We start from the raw sequence: 26036 nt of genomic DNA on the forward strand, positions 1-26036 counted from the left end.
GATATCGGTTTATTTACAATATACGAAATAAATCGTTTATTATGATTTATTTAAACTGATATTGAAAGGAGGTACGGCGGTTAATTCGAAAGTAGCCGAAGCCAGTTGAACTTTATTATCCGTTTTTAATATTTCGCTGTAAATTTTTGTAAACAGCTTGTCTTTTGTAGTTCTCCTTGCCTGATAATCGACAACGTACCGTAGCGAGAATTCGAGCCAGTTATCGTTGGCAACCATAAAAATCATCGGATGGACGTTTGCGTTTTCAATTCTGTATTTGTCGAGCATACGATCCCAGTGCTGTTGAGCCTGCGGCACGTAAGGACCGATGATTTCATTAGCCGCCTGATTGATAATATTCCGCGTAAGTTCCACGTCGCTGCCGTATCTGACAGGCAGTTTTATTTCGTCCCATAAAAATGGGAAATCTGCCGAATAATTAATCACCGAATCTTTGAATACAAAACTGTTTGCGACTCTTACAATTCTGCCTGTATATTGGTCGCCGTCTACCCATTGACGGCATTCCATCAAAGTCGTTCTTAAAATTCCGATATCGATTACATCGCCGACATTGCCGCCGAGCTGGACTCTGTCGCCTACTCTGTAAAAATTGGACAATGAAACGGCTAACCATCCAGCTATGCTTGCTATAACTTCCTGAAGAGCAAATGCAATACCTGCGCCTGCGACTCCAAGCGCGACCGTAAGCCCGCCGAGTTTATCGCTGAATACAATCGAAAGAACGAATATAACTATCAAATAGCTTGCTACGGTTACTATTTTCCGTAATCTGTAACGCAGATCGATATCTTTTGTTACTCTGGTAATGCGCGAACGGATAAACCTCGATATCGAAATAATAATAAGAGTAAGAACAAATGCGGTTACAAACTTTCCGATAACCGGGTCGTATAGGATTTTTTCGAATTCCATAAATTACTCCTTGTTGTCCTTGGTGCCCCATAAATTTACTCCGAAGATTTTAAAGGGAGGAGCCTGGTAGGATTTGGGCAAGTAATCCTGTGGGATTGTGACTTGATTACCATCCCTTATAGCGCTGTAATGAGGCGACAATATTTCGACTCCCGCTTCATTGAATTTATCTTGAATTTTAGAATGAAGCTCGGAATAAATTTTTTGCATCATTTGAGGTTTATCTGTGTAGGCATTTAACTCATACGAAACGTAAAAATCGTCCAGACTTGTCTGCAATACAAACGGACGCGGTTCTTTTTTGATATGCTCAGTTTCGGCGGCTGCGGAAATCAACAATTCGTGCACTTGCTTCCACGGAACATCATAACCGATAGTCACAGTCGTATGGAGTATAAGACCTTTATCTTCGGAAGACGAACTAAAATTAATAATATGACTGCCGAGCACCATCGAATTCGGAATTGTAATATCAACGTTTTTTGTAGTTCTGATTCTTGTTACCAAAAGAGTCTTTTCCACCACATCGCCCATCGTATCTGCAATTTTCACTCTGTCTCCAAGTTTAAAAGGACGCATGTATGTAAGCACTACGCCGGCTACCATATTCGAAATTGCGGAAGACGATCCTAATGAAAATAAAATACCGAGGAAAACCGAAATTCCCTGGAAGAACGGCGAATCCGACCCAGGCAAATACGGAAAGATGATTATTACCGCCAAAACCAAAATCAAAAAGCGAACTATTTTATATGTAGGTATAGCCCAATCTTTATGAAAACCGGGAATCTCGAGCGTGCCTTTGTCGATTTCATTAAATATAAACTTGACCGCTTTTATCAAATAATTGAATACAAAAACAAGCACTATAATAAAGAAGAGATTCGGCAGGAAATTTATAAAAGACGTCCATACGGTTTTAAGCGGATTCAGTATGTATCCCAAGAGCGTGTCAGCCCAGTGACTGCTAAAAGTAAACAAACTGAAAATTATAGTTAAAAAAGTATAGAAAGAGAACAGAAGCAGGGCAAATTTAAAAATCTTGTTGACGAGCAATAATATTTCTATTATACGGTCTTCATTCAGCACTTCGATGTTCTTGATTTTAAGCGACTTGATTTTTGTGCCTTTCCATTCGCCGATTTTCGCCGAAGCAATTTTGTAGAGCGAATTGATTCCTCTCAAAATAGCATAAAAGAGAACCGAATAAAAAATCAGCAAAGCTACGCTTTTGATAATAGGCTGCAAGTCCCAGCTTCTCGTTAAAGGCCATAACTGAAGCGTATAAATGATAAACAGGTAGATAACAAATAGCGATAATACAAAACGAATACCTTTCGCGGTAAAATCAAGCGCTTTTACCAGACTTTCTTTCTTAACGATATCCCGTTCTTTAAATCTTATCGTAGGCAAAATCTTCGGACCAATAATTCCGATAAATTTATATATTCTCGGAAATATTTTATTCGCTCCCCAGAAGAAGAGCGCCAGGAGAATCAAATAAACGAGATTATAAATGATATTATAGATTAATAATTTGGTTTTATTTACCGACTTAATCTTGTTAATTGCGTTAATAATTAAGGAATGATACTCCGAAGCAAGAAGAGAGTCCGACACGCCGGCTAAATCCGCGTCTTCAGCCGTTACGGACATAATCACGTTTTCCCCGGCAATTATATTCCAATATGCCTTCCCTTTTCTCAACTTAAGCGAGTCGGGCGAAAAGGATTCGTCCCGCAAAAGATTATTCAACTCCGCTGAAATTTCACCGGCTCGTTTTTCGGCATTAAAAGCGCCTATTCCTTTGCCAATGTAGAACAGAGTATCCGAATCCAGAATCACCGGATATTTTTTTATATTGACGGAATCCGTTACCGCATAATTATTGCAGTAAACAGAAAAAACTAAGACCGCTGCCCAAAAAACTATATGTCTCGATTTCATATTATTACCGTTTTTTAATTAGTTCGCGGTTGATATATCTTAAAAAATAATTTTACAGTCAATAAAAAAATTATTTAAGATTGCAGGCTAACAGCTTACCGGAATGATTTTAATTATTAGATTATTTAAAGTAGCGTTCCAAACCGCTGGTAATCAATGTCCCCATAACTCTCTGTCGAGAGCCCTGTATTGGATTGCTTCGCTGATATGCTGAGGCAAAATATTTTCCGAAGATTCGATATCGGCAATTGTGCGGCTTACTTTGATAATTCTGTCGTACGCCCTCGCCGAGAATCCAAGCCGGGTCATTGCCATTTTGAGCAAATCATTGCATTGACTGTCGAGTCGGCAAAACTTTCTGAGTTCTCGGCTTCCCATATCCGCATTGCAATAGACATTTCTAAGACCTTCGAATCTTTTCAGTTGTATTAAACGAGCCGCAACGACTCGCTTTCTTATTTCTTCCGATTTTTCTCCCTGAATTTCCGACGATAATTCTTTGTATTTTACCGCAGGCACTTCGATATGAATATCGATCCTGTCGAGCAGCGGACCGGAAATGCGGGCCATATACTTTTGAATTTGCGCCGGACTGCAAGTGCATTCTTTTGAAGGATCGGTATAATATCCGCACGGGCAGGGATTCATTGCAGCGGCAAGCATGAAGTTAGCAGGAAATTCAACCGACATTTTGGAACGACTTATTGTTACTTTTGCATCTTCCAGCGGCTGGCGCATTACTTCGAGAACGTTCTTCTTAAATTCCGGCAGTTCATCCAGAAACAATACTCCGTGATGCGCGTAAGAAACCTCGCCCGGACGCGGAATGCTGCCGCCGCCGATCAAAGCCGCATCCGAAACCGTATGATGGGGACTGCGAAATGGTCTTTCGGTTATCAGCGCTTTTTCTTTCGGCAGAATTCCTGCCACGGAATGTATTTTCGTAGTTTCCAAAGCTTCTTCGAAAGTAAGAGGCGGAAGTATGGTTGGCAGTCTTTTGGCAAGCATTGTTTTACCAGAACCGGGCGGTCCGATCATAATTATATTATGACCGCCGGCGGCTGCAATTTCGAGCGCCCTTTTTGCATTCTCCTGTCCCTTTACGTCGGAAAAATCGAGATGATATTTATTTATTTGTGAAAACACCTCGTCTTTATCTGTGTACGTCGGTTCGAATCCGTCGCCGCCATTTAAAAAATCGATTACTTCTTTCAGGTTTTTCAAACCGTAAACTTTAATGCCGTCGACAATCGATGCCTCTTTAACGGAATCTTCAGGCAGAATCAGATTTCTAAGTTTCAAACGACGCGCTTCGACAGCTACCGGCAGACCGCCCTTTATTTTACGTAAAGAACCGTCGAGCGACAGTTCTCCCAGTATCATTGTTTCATCCAATTGATTCGTATCAACCAGTTCGTTGGCGGCGAGTATTCCTACAGCAATCGGCAGGTCGAAAGCGCTTCCTTCCTTTTTAATATCGGCGGGGGCAAGATTGACCGTGATTTTTTTGAACGAGTAATCGATGCCGGTATTTTTCAGAGCAGCGCTGACGCGCTCCCTGCTTTCTTTAACTGCGTTGTCGGGCAGCCCTACAATTGTAATCGACGGAAGCTGTCTCTCGCTGTGAGTTTCCACTTCCACTTTATAAGCGTCGATACCGAACGTAGAAGCGGAGATTACCCTCGAAAACATGTAATCCCCCGCTTTTGGATTTTTATAAACTTATAAAAATTTATCTGTAATTCAAAATCGTTAAGTCGTTATTTAAAATAAAAAAGCGCATCCCGAAAATTGAATGCGCTTTCAACTGTACGATAATTTTGAGGTTTATTTGAATTTTCTTAAGAATTCTATTCGATCTCTGAGCTGGTCGACGGGAATCAATAATTTATCTTTTCCGAAGATAGCGTCGTCGCGGTTAGTAAAGACGAGTTCATATTCCTTACTCATTACGATTGCTTCTTCGGGACAAACTTCTTCGCAAAAGCCGCAGAAGATGCAACGGAGCATATTAATTTCGAACTTTTCGGGATATCTTTCTTTTTCCAGCTCGGTTTCCGAAGCCTGCACTTCGATTGCCAGAGCGGGACAAACTCTCGAACAGAGCCCGCAAGCCACGCATCTTTCGACGCCGTTATCTTCGAGTACGAGCACAGGTCTGCCTCTGTATGAAGCGGGCGGTTCGAATTTAACCTCCGGATACTCCATTGTAAATTTTGGACGGAGCATATTTTTTAAGGTGAGAATCATCCCTTTGATAATTTCGACGATATAGATTCTCTCCCAAAAATTCAGGTCTTTTTTTCTTTTCTTCTGTGCCATTGCTTACCTTAAAACTATAATTTGAAAATCATTATTAACAGAGCAACCCAAACTATATTGAGCAACGCCAGCGGAAACATCACTTTCCATCCGAGATTCATCAACTGATCGTAACGGAATCGGGGGATACTCCATCTTACCCATATAAACACAAAGAGCATAAATGCCGTTTTCAATAAAAACGCAGCAATCTGAAGAACAGTTGTCAAGCCTTCGCTTAGTCCTAATTTGTCGATGTAAGGAATTTGCCATCCGCCCAGATAAAGAGTTACAATCAGCAGACTTGCGATTATCATATTGGCATATTCGGCCAGGAAGAAACCGGCAAACTTGAACGAACTGTATTCCGTATGATATCCTCCGACCAATTCGGGTTCAGCTTCCGGCAAATCGAAAGGAAGCCTGTTGGTTTCAGCGAACGCGGATACTACGAAAGTAATAAATCCGATCGGCTGTACAATTGCATTCCACATCCATCCGTATTGGGCATTTACTATGTCTATCGGTCTCAGCGAACCCGCCATCAATAAAACTCCGCCAATCGAAAATCCCATCGAAACTTCGTACGAAATCATCTGAGCCGAAGAACGAATGCCGCCCAGCAACGAATACTTGCTGCCGGAAGACCAGCCTGCAAGAGTGATTCCGTAAACGCCGAGCGATGTAAGAGCAAGCACATACAGAATTCCGATATTTACGTCGGCTACGACCAATTTAATCTGATAACCGAATAAATTCACTTCCGGTCCGATCGGCACAACGGCATATGTGGCAAATGCGACAAACAACGAGATAAACGGCGCCATTGTATGCAGGGTTTTATCCGCTGCGTTCGGCACTATATCTTCTTTGAAAAGCAGTTTAAAAACATCCGCAAACGGCTGAAGCAGTCCTTTGTAGCCGACGCGGTTTGGTCCGAGACGATTCTGAGCCCATGCGCTAATCTTTCTTTCGAAATAGACCATATACGCGACCGACAATAACAACGCCGTTAGCGCAATTGCAATCTTAATTACAGAAGCTATTATTATTTCCCAAATTGTCATTACTAAAAGCTCCGATTGTTTTCTTTTTATGTCGACTTATAATTTATCAGTACGACCCAAGTATCTGTATTATGCAAGTTCGTATTTAATTTGCGTTCCCATCTCGCCGATGCTGTCGTAATCGATTCCCTTAAACGCTTCCACGGTATTCGAAATTTCGTTAAAGACTTCTTCCGCCATGCTATATTTCGCTTTCTCGTTAACGGCATAAGTTAAACGGGATAATATTTTCCACGATGGAAGGGCGTCGTATTTATGTCCTTGTTTCCACCTGTCGAATTTGGTTCCGAATTTATCCCACCTGCTCATGTTCATGCCGTCGAGAGCTCTGTCGAGTTCGACTGTTTCGACTGCGGGTTTAATTCTTTGCACTCTGCCTTGAAAGTTTACAAAAGCGCCGTGTTTTTCGGCATAAGTGGCGGCAGCGAATAAATAATGCGCCAATTCGGAAGTTTCGTTTTTGTTTGTAGCGTGAACAATCAACAATTTCAATTTTGCCAGAGCGTTTTTCAGAGCGTCGTTCATTCCCGCCGGATCGTCCTCGACTATATAAGCGGCTTTTACTTTCCCGTTTGTAAGCAACGCAAGCAGTTCTTCCGGACTGTTCAATTTTTTCAGTCCGAGCAATTCGGCGCCCGTTGAATTAGGCGTTTTATCTTCGCGTATTAAAATATCGTCCTGATCGCCCGGTTTGATATGAGCCAGATAATACGGAGCGGAATTAAAATGCGATGCCAGCTTTTTCAAAACAAAATTATCTTCGACGGTCGCAAAAGGCGAACCCAAGAATAAAATTTCATCCGGTTTATATTTTTTCAATTCCGCCGCAACCCGGTTATAAACCGTATCCCAATCGGATTTTGTCAGCTCGCCGTTTTCCCGCACATAAACTCCGTCGATTCGCGTATCCGAGTTTACATGTTTGAAAGTATTAAGTCGGCCGTTATCGCACATCCAGTAATTGTTTACTTCCGGATTGTAACGCGGCGTAAGTCTGAGTATTTGATTGTTCCTTACCCAGATATCGATATTGCATCCGCGCGAGCATCCGATACAAACCGAATCGGTATGGGACATTTCCCAGACGCGCGATTTGAATCTGAAGTCCTGATTTGTCAATGCTCCGACAGGGCATATATCCACCACGTTCAACGAATACGGATTGTCGAACGACTCGCCCGGGAAAGTTGTAATTGTAACGCTGTCGCCTCTTTTGACAAAAGTAAGCTGATTTGCTTTGGCTATTTCATCGGAAAAACGGATACAGCGCGAGCACGATATACAACGTTCTCCGTCGAACTTTACATAAGGACCTAATTGGACGCGTTTTTCTTTTCTGTTTTTGATTTCTTCGAAACGGCTTTCACCTTTGCCGTGAGCGTAAGCATATTCCTGAAGTTTACATTCGCCGGCTTCGTCGCAAATCGGACAATCGAGCGGGTGATTGATCAAAATAAATTCCATCACCGCGTTTCTGGCTTCGAGCGCTTTGTCCGACTTCGTATGAACCACCATTCCTTCAGATGCAATCGTTGCACAGGCGATTACGAGCTTCGGCATTTTTTCCACTTCTACCAAACAAACGCGGCAATTGCCCGATACCGATAATTCCGGATGCCAGCAAAAATGCGGTATTTCGATACCGGCGTCGCGAGCCGCCTGAATGATTGTTTGTCCCGGTTTGAATTCTATCTGCTTTCCGTCGATAGTAATTTGTGGCATAATCTTTCCTTTATTTTATGCTACACGCTGCATTAATAAATTCTTTGAACTCAATAGTACGCGAATTAATTTATTGTTTCCGAATATTTCGTTGGCAATTTCTTTTATGTCGTCTTCATCGACTTTATTAATTTCTTTCACAGTTTCTGCAGGGGATTTTATATCTCCGAAGTAAATTACCGACTGTCCCATTCTTGTCATTCTGTTCGTTGTGTTTTCAAGGCTCATCATCATATTGCCGATCATATACTTTTTAGCTCTCTCCAATTCTTTTGCGCTTATTTTTCTGTTCCGGATTTTATTGATTTCCTCAAAAATCAATTTTTGGGCTTTATGTATCGATTTTTCGTTCGTCGACAGATAGACGCCAAACGTGGAGACATCATAAAAAGAATTCAAGAAAGTATTAATTTGATAAGCGATGCCGTTTTCTTCCCTTAATCGCTGAAAAAGCCGGGAGCTGCTTCCTTCGCCCAGCACATACGACAAGAGCCTGGCTGCGTATCTCTTTTTGCTATTAAATCCGTAGGTGGTAGTTCCTGCAATATAGTGAACTTGCTGTGAATCTTTTTCTATAAACAGGTCGCCGGCAGGATTAAGCTCCAAATTTCTTTCGGAAGCGCTGTACTTTTCAAATGAATCATCAATATATTTTTCCGCAAGTTTTATCAACCGGTTATGGCTCAGGTTGCCCGAAGCGACGATATACATTCTGTTGAATGTATAATTTTTTCGGACGTACTCCCTAATGTCTTTTCTCGTAAAATTCCTAATGTTTTTTTCGGTTCCTATTATCGGAAGTCCGAGCGAAGATCCGTTAAAAACCGCGCTTTCGAAGCGGTCGAATATCAATTCCTCGGGCGAATCCTCGATATCATAAAGTTCATCGATAACCACTTGCGCTTCTTTACGGATTTCTTTTGTGGAAAAAACAGAATTTAGAAGCATATCGGAGAGGACTTCGAAAGTCTGTTCCAGATTGCCTTTCAATCCCCTGCCGTAGTAACAAGTATGTTCTTTGGACGTAAAGGCGTTCAGATATCCGCCGAGCGATTCGATATCCTCGGCAATTTTCCTGGCGTTTCTTTTTCGAGTGCCTTTGAAGAACATATGCTCGATGAAATGGCTGATTCCGTTATTCGTTTCGTTCTCGTCGCGCGAGCCGACATTAAACCAGAATCCGAGCGAAAACGAGTCGACATGGTCTATTTTTTCGGAGACCACGGTAATGCCGTTGTCGAGTCGCGATATCTTTATATTTTTCAAATAATTATGAGTTGCCAAAGAAGATTTAACCGCAATTTATCCTAAAAATAATAAACAAATATAGACAAAGCCCCGCTTGTTTTCAAAACAGAAATGAAATTTATCTACAGCTCGAAATTAAATCCGTTCTTCTTCAGTTTTTCGTAAGTACGCTTGTCGAAGCGATAGAGATAAGCCGGTCGTCTGGTGCTGTTTTTGTCTTTTTCTTTCAATTTTTTGACCAGATTCATTTTCATTAATTTTTTGCGGAAATTCCGTTTGTCGAGTTTTTTGCCGAGTATCACTTCGTAGAGGGTTTGAAGTTGAGGCAGAGTAAATTTTTCGGGCAGCAATTCGAAACCAATCGGGCGGTAACGAATCCGGGCTCTCAATTTTTCCATCGCTTCCCGAATTATTTCGAGGTGGTCGAACGGCAATTCAGGCAATTCGTCCAGCTTAAACCATTTGGCTTCCGAAGTATCCGCCCCGGTCGACAGCACGTACTGTTCCGGTTTAACCAGCGCATAATGTCCCAGCGTGAAAACTCTTCTCAGGGGATATCTGTCGACTTTGTCGAAAATCTTGAATTCTTCCAGATAGATATTGTCGAGTCCCGTAGTCTCTTTTAAGATTCTTTGCGCCGCTGTTTCAATCAATTCGTCTTTTTTAATAAATCCGCCCGGCAGAGCCCACCTTTCCTTTGCGGGCTTGATTGCGCGCTTTACGAGCAATACCTCAAGCTCCGAATTTTCGAATCCGAATATCACACAATCGATTGAAATGTTTTTAATTACGTCTTTTAAGATATGCGACATTATTTTTCTCCAAAATGCTCAAGCAAGTATTTAAATCTAAAGAAAAGTTGAGAGATTAAAAACGGGAATCCGATGAAAATTTCAAAGTAACCGTTTAACAAAATTCTGGTGATTTTTTAAAAATAAAAGTGTATTTTTTACACATAACTTTAAAATTATCTTCGGGGAGTAATAACATGGTTTCAATCGGATTCGATATCGGCAGCTCTTCCATTAAATGCTCGCTTTTCGACGTTGAAACAGGCAGAACAATCGACAGCGATTTTCATCCCAAAGAAGAGATGAAAATTTCTTCGCCAAAACCCGGATGGGCGGAACAATCACCGGAAACCTGGTGGGAATACGCAAAACTTTTGACCAAAAAATTAATTGCAAAAAACGGCATTAAACCGGAAGCGGTCAAATCGATCGGTATTTCGTATCAGATGCACGGTTTGGTTCTGGTCGACGAAAACAGAAATGTATTGCGGCCCTCGATTATCTGGTGCGACAGCCGCGCGGTCGAAATCGGCAATAAAGCATTCAAGGAAATAGGCGAAGAATATTGTCTGAATAACTTATTAAACTCGCCCGGAAATTTTACCGCATCTAAATTAAAATGGGTAAAAGACAACGAGCCGGAGATTTATGGAAAGATTTTCAAAGCGATGCTGCCCGGCGATTTTATTGCCATGAAATTAACGGGAGAAATAAACACTACCGTATCGGGACTTTCCGAAGGCATATTCTGGGATTTCAAAGAAAACCAAATTTCGGAAAAGATATTTGAGTATTACGGAATCGACAAGAATTTATTGCCCGACATTGTTCCGACATTTTCAGTTCAGGGCAAAATTCTTCCGGAAGTTGCCGATGAGCTCGGACTGAACAAAGAGACAGTAGTTTCTTACCGCGCAGGCGACCAGCCTAACAACGCTTTCTCGCTCAATGTTCTTAATCCGGGAGAAATTGCAGCTACCGCAGGCACGTCGGGCGTGGTCTACGCGGTTATCGACAGGCTCAATTACGATAAATTATCGCGGGTCAATCAATTTGCCCACGTCAATCACTCGCCCGAAAATCCCCGCATCGGAGTTTTGCTTTGCATTAACGGAACCGGAATTATGAATTCTTATCTGCGAAAAAATATGGGCGAAGGTCTTTCATATGATACCATGAATCAAATGAGTTCGGAAATCGGGATCGGGAGCGAAGGTCTAGTTATACTGCCCTTTGGAAACGGAGCCGAAAGAGTATTCGAGAATAAAAATATCGGAGCGCAATTTCTCAATGTCGATTTAAATCGTCACGGCAAAGCGCACTTTTTCCGCGCTGCGCAGGAAGGGATTGCATTCACTTTCAAATACGGAATCGATATAATTCGCAGGATGGGACTCGACATAAACGTTATCCGCGCCGGTAAGGCAAATATGTTCCTCAGTCCTATTTTCAAATCCACATTTACAAATATTATCGACGCTTCGGTAGAATTATACGATACCGACGGCTCGGCGGGAGCAGCGCGCGGAGCCGCATTAGGCGCCGGGCTTTTCAAATCGCCTGAAGAAGCGTTTCGTAATCTTACCAAACTAGAAGTAATCGAACCGGACGCATCCCAAAAAGAAATTACAAACGAAGCGTATAATAACTGGCTGACAAACCTGAAAAAATTTATTTAACATAAACAGGAGGAATAAATGGATTATTTGACAGGCAACAAAGAATATTTTACCGGAATCGGAAAGATTAAATACGAAGGACCCGATTCCAAAAATCCGCTTGCGTTCAAATGGTACGACGAAAACAAAGTCGTCTTCGGAAAAACGATGAAAGAATATTTTCGTTTTTCTGCGGCTTACTGGCATACTTTCTGTTCGGAACTGTCCGATCCTTTCGGAAGAGGCACTCGTAATCTTCCGTGGAACGAGGCATCAGACCCGATTGAAAGAGCCAAAGGCAAAATGGACGCGGCATTCGAATTCACGACCAAATTGGGTCTCCCTTTCTATTGTTTTCACGATTTCGACGTAGTTGAAGAAGGCGATTCCATTGCCGAATCCGACAAGCGTTTACAAACATTGGTCGAATACGCAAAGGAAAAGCAAAAAGCTTCGAACGTTAAACTGCTCTGGGGCACTGCAAATTTGTTTTCGCATCCTCGTTATATGAACGGAGCCGCAACGAATCCGGACTTCAACGTAGTAGCTTATGCAGCCACGCAGGTCAAACGCGCGCTCGACGCAACAATTGAACTCGGCGGCGAAAATTATGTTTTCTGGGGCGGTCGGGAAGGATATCTTACGCTGCTGAACACAAATATGAAACGGGAAAAAGAACATATGGCTAAATTTCTCGAGCTCGCCAGAGATTACGCCCGCAAACAAGGATTCAAAGGCACATTCCTGATTGAACCGAAACCGATGGAACCCTCGAAACACCAGTACGATTACGACGTGGAAACAGTTATCGGTTTTCTTAGACACTACGGACTCGACAAAGATTTCAAATTGAATATTGAAGTTAACCACGCCACGCTTGCCGGTCACACATTCCAGCACGAAATTCAATGCGCCGTCGACGCGGGATTGTTCGGCAGTATCGATGCAAACCGCGGCGATTATCAAAACGGCTGGGATACCGATCAATTCCCGATTAACATTTACGAACTGGTCGAAGCGATGCTTGTAATTGCAGAAGCGGGCGGATTCGGAACCGGAGGCGTTAATTTCGACGCCAAAGTAAGAAGAAATTCGACCGACATCGAAGATTTGTTCATTGCCCATATTGCCGGCATGGACGCTTTTGCCCGCGCTTTACTGGTCGCGGAAAAAATTCTTAACGAATCGGATTATAAGAAAATAAGACAGGAACGTTACGCTTCGTTCGATTCGGGCGACGGAGCGCGTTTTGAAAAAGGCGAACTTACTCTCGAAGATTTAAGAGAGATTGCAATTAAAAACGGCGAACCGAAATTGATCAGCGGGAAACAGGAATACCTCGAACAGTTGATCAACATGTATATTTAAGCGCAGCCAATAAAAAAGCTGCCTCTTTCGAGGCAGCTTTTTTTTATTCCTCGTATGTTTGCATAAAACGCCGGATTGCATTGTAAGCTTTATCGAGCAGATTTTCCTGCGGCAGGAATACAATCCTGAAATGACTAGTTCCTTCAACCTGTCCGAAACCGCTGCCTGGCACAGTAACCACGCCTTCCGCTTTAATCAATTCTTTAGCCCATTTGTAGTCGTCTTTAATTGACTCGAGCTTCGGGAAAGCATAAAAGGCGCCTTCGGGGTTAACGCAGCTTATACCGTCAATCGCATTGAGCATTTCCACGGTTAAGTCTCTTCTTTTTTTCAATTTTTCTTTTGCCTCTTTCAGGTGCGATTGATCGCCCAGCAAAGCCGGCGCAATTCCGTATTGTTCCGGGTGATTTGCGGAAAGCCTTGCCCTTAGCAGTTTATTTATAGCTTCGATATAATCATTCAATACAGTACGATTGCCGCTTACAATTCCCCATCCGATGCGGAAACCGGGCGCCATATAGTTTTTCGACAATCCGCCGAAAGTTATTACGGGCGCTTCCGAATTCAAAGAGGCAATCGAAATATGCTCTTTATCGTCGATTATTAATTTGTCGTAAATTTCGTCGGAAAAGATGACAAGATTATGTTTTATTGCAAGTTCGATCAATTCTTCCAGAATTTCTTTGCTGTAAAGAGCTCCGGTTGGATTGTTCGGATTTATAATGATGATTGCCCGCGTTTTATCGTTTATTTTTCTTTTAATATCCTCAATGTCCGGCTGCCAGTTATTTTCTTCATTCAGGTAATACGGGTTCTCGTACATTTTCAATTTGCTTTGAATAGCCGTATAAAGCGGGTAGCCCGGAGTGGGAGTAAGGATATTTTCGCCTTCGTTAACGAGCGCGGTAAGACAAATATCGATAGCCTCGCTTGCTCCGGTCGTAATAAAAATATCCTGAATGTTTTTAATGCCTTTTCTTTCGGCTTCCTTCTCAATCGCTGCCACTGCCGGTTTAATTCCGGAAGACGGCGCATAGCCGTTATAATTATTCAGCATGGCTTTATAAGTTTCTTCGATTAATATGCGGGGAGTCTGCCAATCGAATAAATTCGGATCGCCAATGTTAAGATAGAGCATTTCTTTTCCCGATTTGGCGACTTCGTTTGCAATAACAACAATATCTCGCACTGCGTATTTAATGTCGTTGGTTCGTTCCGCGGGTTTGATTATTATTTGAGACATAAATCACCGTTATTTTTCTGAAAAATAAAGATAATTTTTTTTGTCGGCATCTCCAATTCACTCGGGTTTTAGAATAATGCCGAAGTTTTTTTGACCGTTAATTTTAATAATCAGAGGTTTTTCCATACGTATGTGTTTCGTATAAATTTTTTCTTCTTCGGCATCCAGATTATCGAGCCAGTCCCAATCGATATAATTATCTTCGTCGATTTGATTGACCGAGAAGTAGCCGACTTTAAATGATGTCAGGTTTTGAAAGAAGTGAGAGCCCTGCGAAGGGACTATATTGGTATTGCCGTAATTAGATTCGATAATGGCGGCGGCGCCGTTTATTTGCTCCCACTTAACAGGAATGCCAAGCCATGGGTCGAGACTTCCCCATCTGCCGATGCCAATCAATAGGTAAGGAGCTCGCATACCTATCAGTTTATTGTTGAAATATTCGACTTCCTCAGCCATAATGCCCGTATATTTTGTTTCGAATTTTGCCCTGCTTACGTAAACAATATCTCTGATATCGTTCTTTATTCCGTTGCCCAGCGCCCTGTTCGATTTGCAAAGGAGCGATCCTTCCGAATAATCGGAGGCGTCCAATTCTTCCAATTCGCTATCGATAACCATCGGGCGCATTTGAAGCAGCGCGAATTCAGCCGGTTTGCCCTGCGGTACGCTCAAATTAACAGCAAACTCAATTTCTACTGGAGAAGCCGTACCCCAATTGCTCATCTCCAGCAGAAGATTCAAAATGTCCGTCAACGGGAACAAATTGTATTTTAGAATCGGAGCAAGCGTAAAAATCTTCGGTCCCGTACGTTCCGCTCCGTCATAAATTCGATTATTGTCGTTTGAATATGTCGAACACGTAAATTTAAGAGCGCCGTCTTCCAGAGCCGACTGAAGCGAGTATTTTTTAATCATTCTCTCTTCGTCGAGGGTTTCCACTTTAAACTCTGAATTCAGGTCTAAAGCGTAAAAATGATTGGGCGTGAAATTCAACATATCGTCTATTGTCGAAAACTGTATTAACCGGCTCGGATGCTTTGGGGAAAACCGCAGCGGCATTTCTCCGTCGACAATGTATTTGCCCAGCCCCGGCGCAACAGCCGCAATACCGTCCGAGCTTTTTAAAGGCGATATCGGATAATAATTATACGACTTTGCAACGCCTGAAAATTCGGGATAAAATTTGCCGTTATGATCCGCGCCCACTAACATTTGGATTATCACAGCCATCTTTTCTTCTTCGAGACGGTATGAAGTCATTCTGATATAATCCTTCGACTTTTTCAAGTAGATGGACGCGTAAATTCTTTTGATTGTTTTAAGAAGTTTTTCGAGACGCAATTCGAGCGATTTCTCGTTATTAGGCAGCATGAAAGTATCGTAAACTCCCGCGAACGGTTGATCCTGCGAATCTTCCAGAAGGCTGGAAGACCTGACTGCAATCGGCGTTTTTACTATTGTCAGAAAATCCTTCAGCGCTTCCTTAACTTCTTTCGGTAATTTCCTTGCATTCAGAAACTTCTTTTTGATATCGGCGTCGTTGTTCGAACGGAGCGCAAAGTCGAGAAGATTGTTGTTGTTCATAAAATAATCGAAAATTTCCGTTCCGATAACTACGGCGGAAGGCACAAAAATTTTAACTCCTTTGAAATGGTAACGCACGTCGAAATCGCTGAGCAGTCTGTTTACGAATCCCAGCCCTCTCGCCTTGCCTCCCATCGACCCGCCTCCTATTCGCGCAAAAGTAATCGTCGGATCGAACGACTCTTTATTGAAATCCGAAATGATCCCTACCTGTCTCGATTTCCTAAATTCTCTCAAAGAGTCAATCAAACTTTGGCGGAGTTCTTCAGGAGTTGCAAAGTCGGTAACTTTCTGCGGTCTCAATCTGTGAGCCAGCCAGAATTCAGTTCTGGCTTTAAGCCAATTCGAAAAATGATTACGCGAAGCGTGGTACAAAAGGCTCTCGTCCGGGATATTCTTCAACTGGTGTTCGAGTTCCAGTAAATTTTTTGCGCGGCCTACTTCCTTGCCGTCGGGAGTTTTGAAAACAAAATCGCCGAACCCGAAATTGTTCAGCATGAATTTTTTCAGGTCTTCAAGTAAAGTAGGAGAATTTTTAATCAAAAAATCCGCGCCGATTTCCCCGGCTTTAATTTCGTTTTCTCCGATAGTAGACTGGAGAAGAATCGGAATATCCGAATGGCGTTCTTTAACTTTTCTGGCAAATTCAATTCCCGCATTCGGATCGTGCCTGCCTTCTTTTTTGAAATCTACATCCGATATGACTCCGAGCACGTATTCTTCGTACTTTTCAAAATAGTTCCAGCCTTCCTCAAAAGTATCGCAGAGCAAAATTTTAGGGCGCGCTCTCATCCTCAGATATTTATGCGAAAGATTGAGTCCCTCTGCCATCAGATTTTGGGACTGTTTTAATATTTCCGTATAGATTATTGGAAGATATGAAGAATAAAACCGAACATTGTCTTCAATTAAAATAATCGATTGGACGCCGACTTTTTTTGTGTCGTTTTCGACGTTGTTTCTGTCTTCGAGAAATTTAATAATAGCCAGCACAATTCTGTAGTCGCCCTGCCATATAAACACTTTATCGAAGATGGAGAAATCTTTTGTGGCCAGAAGTTCGCTCATTTCACGGTTGTCGTACCCGAGGAGGACGACCGGTATGTCCAAACCGGCTTCTTTAACGCGTCTGGCGAATGCGATCGGCGACATGTCTTCGATATGAAGCGTTGTAATAATCAAATCGAATTTTCTTTCGTCGAGAGCGGTTCTTATTGCCTCGGCGCCGCTCGATATATGAACCAGTTCCGGAGCGTGACTGAGACTTAAGCCTTCGTATTCGTGGCGGATATATTCATAGAGCCGGTTGTCCTCCTCGAGTATATAAAGATCGTAAAGACTCGATACAAGCAGAATGTCTCGAATCCTGTAGCGCATCAGGCTGTGAAAATCCTGTATTTTCGAGAAACTGCTTTTTTCTATTAAATCTTTATTGAATTTAATCACATCGCTCATAAATAAAAGTCATTTAAAGAAAAAATGGGTTTATACTATTCCCTGATCGATCATGGCGTCTGCCACTTTGATAAACCCGCCTATGTTGGCGCCGTTAACGTAATTTCCTGGAGTGCCGTACTTTTCAGCCACATCCACGCAGGTTTTATGAATGTTCTTCATGATTAATCGTAATCGATTGTCGACTTCTTCGCGCGTCCACGAATATCTCATACTGTTTTGAGCCATTTCGAGACCCGAAGTTGCAACGCCGCCGGCGTTAGCTGCTTTGCCTGGACCGTAAAGAATTTTAGCGTCGAGAAACAAGTCGATGGCTTCGGGCGTGCACGGCATATTTGCGCCTTCGCTAATCAGATAAACCCCGTTATTCAGTAAATTCCGGGCGTCTTTGCCGTTAATTTCATTCTGAGTCGCCGAAGGAAAAGCGCAGTCGGCTTTATGATTCCATAAAGGATTATGGTCCAGATTCGGATCTGCGGGGGTATAAACCGCATTTTTAAACTTTTCAGCGTATTCCTTTATTCTTCCTCTTCTATTATTTTTCAGGTCCATAACGAAGTTAAGTTTTTCCCGGTCAATCCCTTCTTCATCATAGATATAACCGTTAGAATCCGAAAGCGTTAATACTTTACCGCCGAGTTCCAATATTTTTTCAACCGTATACTGCGCGACGTTGCCGCTGCCGGATACAAGGCATTTTTTGCCTTCGAGCGTTTCGCCGCGCGTAGCGAGCATTTCGGAAGCAAAATAGACCGATCCGTATCCAGTAGCTTCAGGTCTTATAAGCGAACCGCCCCAGTTCAAACCTTTGCCCGTCAATACTCCTGTAAATTCGTTTTTGAGTCGTTTATATTGACCGAAGAGATAACCGATTTCCCTTCCGCCGACGCCGATATCGCCTGCAGGCACGTCCGTGTTCGGGCCTATATGCCTGTAAAGCTCGTTCATAAAGCTCTGGCAAAATCTCATTACCTCGGCGTCGCTCTTCCCTTTCGGGTCGAAATCCGAGCCGCCTTTTCCGCCGCCCATCGGCAGCGAAGTCAGACTGTTCTTGAAAACCTGTTCGAATGCCAGAAATTTTAGAATTCCCAGATTGACCGAAGGATGGAAACGCAGACCGCCTTTATAAGGACCGATTGCGCTGTTCATTTCGATTCTGAAACCGCGATTGATTTGAACTTCGCCCTGGTCGTCTACCCACGGCACGCGGAACATAATAACCCGTTCGGGTTCGACCATTCTTTCGAGTATTTTTTCTTTTCTGTATTCGGGATGCCTTTCCATTACAAGAGATAGTGAGATTGCTACTTCGTAAACGGCTTGATGAAATTCCGGTTCGTTCGGATTTTTGGTTTTAACCAGATTCATTAGATAATTGACAAATTCTGACATGGCTACCTCTCCATTGTTTTAGATTGGTTGAATGAAAAAAATTTTGTTTTTTTCGGTTGATACAAGGGGTAAGTCTTTGTACCGGTTGGATAAAAATGGTATTTGATATTAAGGGGTTTTGCCCCTCTTTTTGCGTCATCTATCTTTTTTATTCAGATAACCTTTACTAAAATTAAGTTTAGCTCGACAATTATGCAAGGAGTATTTTCAGAATACCAGGGTCCATAAGAAGTAGTCGAGAATAAGAATCATCGCCGCGCTTAATACAAACGAACGGATTGTTGCTTTCCCGACGCCTTCCGCTCCGCCTTCAGTACTGAAACCGATATGACAGCCGAGCAGAGAAGTAACTCCGCCGAAGATCATGCCTTTGAACAATCCGAACGCAAAGTCGCCGAAGAGAAAATATCTTCTTACAGATTCGAAAAAAACGGAAAAAGAAACCCCGAGGAAAAAGTTGGATATAAAATAAGCCCCGAAAATTGCAATTATATTCGCAAAAATTACGAGCACAGGCATCATCAAAACCGCGGCAAAGAAACGCGGAGCGGCAAGGAAGCGCACCGGACTTATTCCCATAGTCTCGAGCGCGTCAATCTGTTCTGTAACCTTCATAGAACCGAGTTCGGCTGCAATCGAAGCTCCGATTCTGCCCGCAATAACAATAGCGGTCAAAACCGGTCCCAGCTCGGTGATGATTGCGCGGCTGGTCGTCGCTCCCAGAAAAGAGAGAGGAGCGATTCCTTTCAATTGATACGCAGCCTGCCAGGCGGCTACCGCTCCGGTAAAAACCGCAATAATAAAAACAAGCGGAATCGAATTCACCCCTATATGTTCCATTTGATACAAGAAATTCTTTCTGCCCTTAATAAGCGAAGGAGCGTAACGGAAAATTTCGCCGGTCAACTTAAAAACATGTCCGCTTTCCTGAAAAAAATTTAAAGTCGCTCTTCCGATGTTTTGAAAAATTTTCATGATGCGAATAACCGGTTAATTGTTTTTATTATTTCTTCTTTTGAATTAAGACCGGCAATATAATCGATAATATCGCTTTTGCCTAATTTCCGCGCAATTGCCGACAGGAGTTCCAACTGGAGTTCCGGTTTGTCTTTCGGAGTAATCAATAAAATAATCAGGCGCGAGGGCTTTCCGTCAATAGAGTCAAAATCGATGCCTTTCTTATGCACAGCCAGAGCCGCAACGGGATTTTTCACGTCGCATCGCGCGTGAGGCAAAGCCAGATGATTTTCCAATCCTGTCGATAACGACTCTTCCCTCTTCCATACTTCATTAAATATTTCATCTTTGTTAAGACCGTGAATTTCCGCCGCAACGCTTGTAAGTTTTTCGATTAAATCTTTTTTACCGGCTACGGAGTCATCCGAAATAAAAACCGCATCTTTCCGGAGGATTCCGGGCAATGTAAATCTGAATTTGCTCTTTTTAATAAAGTAACTCATTAAAGGAGCGCTGGTAAGCGTGGTCGTAAGCGCCATTATAATCAACGCCACAAAAACCTTTTCGTTAATCAAGCCCGCTTCGTAAGCGACAGTACCGAGGACGAGTTCGATAGTGCCGTGAGTGTTCAAACCGAACCCAATAGTCCACGAGTCGTATTTATCGAATCCTCCGAGTTTGGCTCCCAACGTTGAACCGAATACTTTACCGGCGACCGACAGAACCAGAAGAATAATGACGAGCGCCGGGTCGAAATTCTGTATGAAGTTAATACGCAGCCCGATCGAAACAAAAAAGAGAGGCGCAAAAATATTTGTAACAAACTGATTAATAATTTCCCGAACGTCTTCCGTAAGATGAACCGAGTCGCCGATTGCTATGCCGATTATGAACGCACCGAAGATTGCGTGTATTCCGATATATTCCGTAAATGCCGCTGCGCTGAATCCGATTATGAATATAATGTTAAGAATGCCCCCGGGATTCGACAAGTATTTTTTGGCAAAGCCGAGAATGTAATCGAAAATTTTTCGAAGAAACACCAGAGATACAATTATAAACGCGAATAAAAGAACTACAAGATTTCCCACGCTCATTCCGTGCCCGATATTTGTGCCCAGCATACCGAGTATAATCGAGAAAATAATCCATCCGACCAGGTCGTTAAACATTGCCGAAGTGATTATCGAAAAACCGATTTCCGATTTGAATATATTCAAGTCCATTAAAGTTCTTGCCACGACCGGCAACGCGGTAATCGAAAGCGCGGTTCCGATAAACAGAGCATAGATTAATCTGTCCTCGTAATTGAGAATATCGAATTTATGCGGGAACAAATAAGCGAATGTAAAACCGAGAATGAACGGAAAAGCCACTCCAAGAACACTTATTAAAAGAGCTTTTTTGCTCTGCCTGATTAACAGGGATAAATCGATTTCGATTCCGGATACAAGCAGCAGCATTACGATTCCCAAAAGCGTTATGGCATGAAGCGCTATCGAAATCGATTCGGATTCTACGAACAACTTATTAAACGCACCGGGGAAAATATATCCGAAGATTGTCGGACCCAGCGCAATTCCGGCTATAATCTCTCCGATTACAATCGGCTGCTTTATTAATCGGAGCAATTCGCCGAATCCCCTCGCAAATAGCAGGATTATACTCAATCCGACCAGAAATAACGTTATTTCAGAAGCGCTCATCGACATAGATTTTTTAACGAATTATCAGCAACGAACAAGGTAATTGACTGAAGATGAATTCAAGGTCGTGCTTGAAAATGCGATCGAAAAATTTCAGTTTATTTGGCGGCAAAGCAACCACCAACAAGTCGCTGCCTGATTGCCGCGCGTATTGTTTTAATTCCCACCCTTCCTTGCCGTATCGGCAAACCAGTTTCGGCTTTATCCCGGTCAGGTTCAATTCTTCGGCAAATAATTTCAATTTCATTTCTTCTTCTTTTTGCCATATTAATCTTTTCGATTCAGTTTCTTCGGAGTCGCCCCCGTCGGACACCGTTATAGCCAGTCCCGGCACCTGAAATTCCCTGACCAGTATAAATTCTTCTGCGTTTTCAAGAAGCGCAAGATTATACGCTTTTTTTACGGCAATTTCATTTAGCGGAGTATAGTCGACATCGACGCAAATCTTATTGAATTTTAAAATTTTGTTTTCGGGATTGACCAGCACAAGAACCGAACAGGGAGCTTCCCTCATTAGAGTTCGCGCAACGGAACCGGTATAATATTTCAGCAGCGGCTCTTTTTCGAGCGCGCCGGCAACCAACAAATCGATCTTTTCTTCGATACAGATATCGATAATTGCAGCGGCGGGTTCTCCCTGCCGCCAGACCAAAGAATAACCGCCTTCTTCGAGTCCGGCTTCAAGAATCAATTCATCCATTTTTTTTTCTTTTTCGGAATTTTTTTCGCCCACGTGAATAATTACAAGATTGAGATTTAACAATTCCGCTAATTTATGAGCGTTCTTCAAAAGCGAAAGCCCGTTGGGCGAAAATGTAACCGCCAGCCCGATTTTATTAAACATTGCGCCCCTGCTTTTTATTTTAAATGCAAGTTAATTAAATCCCTTTATATTGCCAATTAGTATTTATTTCGATTATTTTGTAACATAAATAACAAAAAATTAAATATAAAGCGGTAAGAGCCATGAAAGAAATTAAAATAATCGACAGCGAAAAGAAAAAAGAAGTTAAATTGCCTGAGAATCTGGTATTCGGGAAAACTTTTACCGAGCATATTTTCGAGATGGATTTCGACAGGAACAAAGGCGGATGGCAGACTCCCACAATTAAAAGATACGAAAATCTCAACATCGATCCTGCGGCAATGGTATTCCACTACGGGCAGGCAATTTTCGAAGGAATGAAAGCTTACAAACAGGTCGACGGAAAAACAGCTCTTTTCAGACCCGAAAAAAATATCGAGAGACTTAACCGTTCTGCAAGACGTCTATGCATTCCCGAAGTGGAGCCGGAACTGGCATTGAACGCAATCAAAGAACTTGTTAAAATCGACGCCGATTGGATACCGCAAAAGCCGGGGCATTCTCTTTACATTCGTCCGTTTATATTTGCAACAGAGCCGTGTTTCGGCGTCAGAGCGGCAGACACTTATAAGTTTATAATTATTTTGAGTCCGGTCGGGCCTTATTATCCGCAGGGTTTCAAACCGGTGCCGATTATGGCGACGGATAAATATGTGCGGGCAGTACGCAAAGGAACCGGAGAGGCAAAAGCTGCCGGAAATTACGCCGCGGGTTTAATTGCCCAGGAAGAAGCGAAAAAAGAAGGGTACTCTCAAATTTTATGGCTCGACGCAATCGAACAAAAATATATCGAAGAAGTCGGGGCAATGAATATCTTCATCCGTATCAAAGACGAGGTAGCCACACCGGCGCTTTCCGGTTCGATACTCCCCGGCATTACGAGAATGTCGGTTATCGAACTATTAAAAGACTGGGATTATAACATTAACGAACGTCTGATTGCAATCGATGAATTATTTAACGCCGCCGACAAAGGCGAACTTCTTGAAATTTTCGGCAGCGGCACCGCGGCTGTGATTTCGTCGGTAAGCAAGTTGAAATATCACGATAGAGAAATTAAATTCAGCGATACGGAACCCGGCGAATTGGCATTGAAATTATACGACGAGCTTACCGGAATTCAGTACGGTAAGATTGAAGACCGTTTCGGTTGGATTACAATTGTAGAATAAAATTAAAGGAGCGGGATTTCAACCGTAAAAGTAGTTCCCGCTCCAATAATTATTTATAAAATTTTCTTAAGTAATAATACCCTTTATTATGAATTAATTATTTACGCCTCTATAAAAAATTCCTCTACTTGAAGATAGTACTGACCCCGAAAAGTGAAAAATTTATTAGCCCTATGGAACTCACCTAAGTTACACAGTTCTATAAAGTTTATTATTGTTCTATCTGAGCTTAATTACCTTGATTAATATCCGATAATAAATATGGGATTAATTTGTATTTACATTTACAAAATGTAAGGGGGAGCCATGCTCAAAAAATTTTATGACCTGAAAATACTCACGAAAATCGTCATCCTTTTTACTGCGATCGTTATAATGACCGGAGTCAACGCATACCTTGCATATCAAAATCTTAACGAAGAAGAAGCGGTAGTAAATCATCTGGGCAAAAATATCCTTCCTTCGATTCAGTCGCTCATTACGTTATATCAAGCCGAGACTTCAGTACTGAGCGCCGAACGCGGAGTATTGAACAGGGATTTGAAAGACCCCGTTGTGCGTGAATCAATCTATAATTCAATCAATGCCGCATTCGAAAGAGCGGATAACGCCTGGAATATTTATGACGCTGTTCCCAAATCGGAAGAAGATGCAAAAATCTGGAATCAGTTTAAAGAAGATTGGCAAAAATGGAAATCGACTCATCGGCAGGTAATCGAGAACCAGAAGAAAATCGACCGGCTGGAATCCGAGAATAACGAAGATAACGAGGCTTTAATCGAAGAACTGGTTGTACGGAATAATTTGCTTTCGGCAGAAGCGCTAAAAAAATTCGACACGGCTAAAATGCATCTGAAAAAACTCGTCGAACTTTACGACAAGGAAGCGGAAAATTTCAACAACACTACTTTGGCTCAAATAGAAGAGGCAAAATCGTTAACGATTTTAATAATTATTATTACAGTCATTGTAATGTTCTCTTTTATTCCCGTCATCACGAAATTAATAGTCAAACCGATTAATAAACTGGCAAACAAAGCTTCCGAAATTCTGAAAGGGAATTTTAACGTCGAATTCGAAAATACCGACAGAAAAGACGAAGTAGGCAATCTGAGCCGTTCTTTCGAAGAAATGATCAGAAAAATTAAAGACGAAATAGCGCACTCCAGAAGTTTCCAGAACGGAGTCGCCAGCGCATTTTTTACGATCAATACGGATATGACCATTACATATATAAATCAAGCCGCTCTCGATATAATCGGTTCTACAAAAAAACCCGAGGAAATTGTAAACAAGATGAAAGTAAAAGAGGTATTCGGAGCCGATTCGATCAGCCGCCGCGCGCTCGAAGGAATCTTTCTCAAAGGAGATAAAGCCGCTATTAAAAACAATAAAGGCGAAGACATTCCGATACTTGCTCAATCCGGACCGATAAAAAACTCAAAGGGCGAGACGGACGGAGCGTTTGTATTCTTTACCGACATGCGGGAAATCGAAGAGAAAAACGAAGCATACTTAAAAGAACAAATTGCCCCGATAGCCGAAGTAATACGCGAAATTGCCGACGGCAAACTCACACGCAAACTCGATATCGATCGAAACAGCGTGCTCTACGACCTCGGACGCGATATCAACCGAATGATAGACGAATTAAAAGAAATATTAATTAAGGTTCGGGAAGTGGTTAACGCCACCGCCAGCGCCGCAGTTCAAATTTCTTCGTCCACCGAAGAGATGGCCGCAGGCGCGCAGGAGCAAAATCAACAGGTCAGTGAAATTACATATTCGATTGAAAAAATGACCAGGTCGATTATCGATATGTCGAAAGATATTTCAAATGTAGCTCAGATGTCCCGGCAATCGAGCTCCGCCGCAGAACTTGGCGCAAACAAAACCGCGGACACCAAAAAAGGAATGGACAAAATTGTAGAATCCTCCGAAAGCGCTGCCCAAATAATAGCCTCGCTTGCGAACAAAACCGACCAGATAGGCGAGATTACCAGCGTTATTGATGAAATTGCAGATCAAACCAATCTGCTTGCTCTCAATGCCGCAATCGAAGCAGCGCGCGCCGGCGAACAGGGACGCGGCTTTGCTGTCGTTGCCGACGAGGTTCGTAAACTTGCCGAACGGACAACCAAAGCCACAAAAGAAATCGCCGATACGATTAAGTCGATTCAAGCTGAAGTGCGGGAAGCCGATAAATCGATGGCAAATGCAAAACTTTCTGTCGAAGACGGCATGAAACTAACCGAAGAAATCGACAATGTATTGAAAGAAATCTATAAATCGGCAAAGAATGTTTCGGAAGTTATTAACAGTATAGTGAGCGCCAGCCAGGAACAATCGATTTCCGCGGAAGAAATCAGCAAAAGCATCGAAAATATAACCACGGTTACACAGCAATCTGCAACGAGCACATCCCAGATTGCACATTCGACAAATAACCTTGCACAGTTAACCGAAAGCCTGCAGGATTTAATCGAGAGATTCCAACTCGATACAAACAACGGGAAAAAAGAACTGGCGAAGGAACAAATGGCTCTGGCAGAAATGAACTGATTCATACATCCCCCCTTGAGCCCGGTTTAATTATAACTTTACACGAAAAATGGGAATTT

The 26036-nt window shown here is 42.4% G+C and carries 18 protein-coding genes; 4 read left to right on the forward strand and 14 right to left on the reverse strand.

From position 1 onward, the window contains the following. Positions 1-39 precede the first annotated feature (39 nt). From ACSSWA_RS01170 to ACSSWA_RS01205, 8 genes are all read right to left on the reverse strand, one after another. Positions 40-936, reverse strand: coding sequence for a mechanosensitive ion channel family protein (locus tag ACSSWA_RS01170; RefSeq protein WP_437354769.1), 897 nt, complete (start codon positions 934-936; stop codon positions 40-42). 3 nt (positions 937-939) lie between these two features. Then, positions 940-2883, reverse strand: a complete 1944-nt coding sequence (locus tag ACSSWA_RS01175) for a mechanosensitive ion channel family protein (RefSeq protein WP_437354770.1) — start codon at positions 2881-2883, stop codon at positions 940-942. Positions 2884-3036: 153 nt separating this feature from the next. Further along, positions 3037-4575: a YifB family Mg chelatase-like AAA ATPase gene (locus ACSSWA_RS01180; protein ID WP_437354771.1), complete on the reverse strand. Its 1539-nt coding sequence runs from the start codon at positions 4573-4575 to the stop codon at positions 3037-3039. A 135-nt stretch (positions 4576-4710) separates the two neighbouring features. After that, entirely contained in the window at positions 4711-5205 is a 495-nt protein-coding gene (gene nuoI / locus ACSSWA_RS01185; RefSeq protein ID WP_437354772.1) for an NADH-quinone oxidoreductase subunit NuoI, read from the reverse strand. Between the two features lie 14 nt (positions 5206-5219). After that, positions 5220-6251, reverse strand: a complete 1032-nt coding sequence (gene nuoH / locus ACSSWA_RS01190; RefSeq protein ID WP_437354773.1) for an NADH-quinone oxidoreductase subunit NuoH — start codon at positions 6249-6251, stop codon at positions 5220-5222. 69 nt (positions 6252-6320) lie between these two features. After that, the gene (locus ACSSWA_RS01195; RefSeq protein WP_437354774.1) at positions 6321-7973 is read right to left on the reverse strand and encodes a 2Fe-2S iron-sulfur cluster-binding protein; all 1653 of its coding nucleotides are present in this window, start codon (positions 7971-7973) and stop codon (positions 6321-6323) included. A gap of 15 nt (positions 7974-7988) precedes the next feature. After that, a complete protein-coding gene (locus ACSSWA_RS01200; protein WP_437354775.1) occupies positions 7989-9257 on the reverse strand; it encodes a M16 family metallopeptidase in 1269 nt (422 codons plus the stop codon). 86 nt (positions 9258-9343) lie between these two features. Beyond that, complete coding sequence (locus ACSSWA_RS01205; protein ID WP_437354776.1) at positions 9344-10033, reverse strand: NUDIX hydrolase; 690 nt, start codon at positions 10031-10033, stop codon at positions 9344-9346. A gap of 176 nt (positions 10034-10209) precedes the next feature. Here ACSSWA_RS01205 and ACSSWA_RS01210 point away from each other — a divergent pair, with 176 nt between their 5' ends. After that, positions 10210-11691, forward strand: a complete 1482-nt coding sequence (locus ACSSWA_RS01210) for a xylulokinase (protein ID WP_437354777.1) — start codon at positions 10210-10212, stop codon at positions 11689-11691. 18 nt (positions 11692-11709) lie between these two features. Further along, the gene (gene xylA, locus ACSSWA_RS01215) at positions 11710-13038 is read left to right on the forward strand and encodes a xylose isomerase (RefSeq protein WP_437354778.1); all 1329 of its coding nucleotides are present in this window, start codon (positions 11710-11712) and stop codon (positions 13036-13038) included. Positions 13039-13081: 43 nt separating this feature from the next. Here the strand turns inward: xylA and ACSSWA_RS01220 are convergent, their stop codons facing one another. The 6 genes from ACSSWA_RS01220 to ACSSWA_RS01245 all read right to left on the reverse strand — a co-directional run bounded on the left by ACSSWA_RS01220 (position 13082) and on the right by ACSSWA_RS01245 (position 22222). Continuing rightward, positions 13082-14281, reverse strand: a complete 1200-nt coding sequence (locus ACSSWA_RS01220; RefSeq protein ID WP_437354779.1) for an aminotransferase class I/II-fold pyridoxal phosphate-dependent enzyme — start codon at positions 14279-14281, stop codon at positions 13082-13084. A gap of 57 nt (positions 14282-14338) precedes the next feature. Beyond that, complete coding sequence (locus ACSSWA_RS01225; protein WP_437354780.1) at positions 14339-17323, reverse strand: PEP/pyruvate-binding domain-containing protein; 2985 nt, start codon at positions 17321-17323, stop codon at positions 14339-14341. Between the two features lie 30 nt (positions 17324-17353). After that, complete coding sequence (gdhA, locus tag ACSSWA_RS01230) at positions 17354-18715, reverse strand: NADP-specific glutamate dehydrogenase (RefSeq protein ID WP_437354781.1); 1362 nt, start codon at positions 18713-18715, stop codon at positions 17354-17356. Positions 18716-18922: 207 nt separating this feature from the next. Beyond that, positions 18923-19690, reverse strand: coding sequence for an MlaE family ABC transporter permease (locus ACSSWA_RS01235; protein WP_437354782.1), 768 nt, complete (start codon positions 19688-19690; stop codon positions 18923-18925). Next, positions 19687-21378 (reverse strand): cation:proton antiporter domain-containing protein, encoded by a 1692-nt coding sequence (locus ACSSWA_RS01240; protein WP_437354783.1) that lies wholly within the window; start codon positions 21376-21378, stop codon positions 19687-19689. The genes ACSSWA_RS01235 and ACSSWA_RS01240 overlap by 4 nt, the downstream gene beginning before the upstream one ends. Before the next feature lie 13 nt (positions 21379-21391). After that, the gene (locus ACSSWA_RS01245) at positions 21392-22222 is read right to left on the reverse strand and encodes a universal stress protein (protein WP_437354784.1); all 831 of its coding nucleotides are present in this window, start codon (positions 22220-22222) and stop codon (positions 21392-21394) included. 122 nt (positions 22223-22344) lie between these two features. On the opposite strand from ACSSWA_RS01245, the gene ACSSWA_RS01250 reads away from it, so the two are divergent. Both ACSSWA_RS01250 and ACSSWA_RS01255 read left to right on the forward strand, forming a co-directional pair. Further along, complete coding sequence (locus tag ACSSWA_RS01250; RefSeq protein WP_437354785.1) at positions 22345-23415, forward strand: branched-chain amino acid aminotransferase; 1071 nt, start codon at positions 22345-22347, stop codon at positions 23413-23415. Positions 23416-23721: 306 nt separating this feature from the next. Beyond that, positions 23722-25977 carry a methyl-accepting chemotaxis protein gene (locus ACSSWA_RS01255; protein WP_437354786.1) on the forward strand — a complete coding sequence of 752 codons (2256 nt, stop codon included), beginning with the start codon at positions 23722-23724 and terminating at the stop codon, positions 25975-25977. Positions 25978-26036: the final 59 nt, after the last annotated feature.

The organism is Melioribacter sp. Ez-97 (genome assembly GCF_051488665.1).
Classification (GTDB): domain Bacteria; phylum Bacteroidota; class Ignavibacteria; order Ignavibacteriales; family Melioribacteraceae; genus Melioribacter.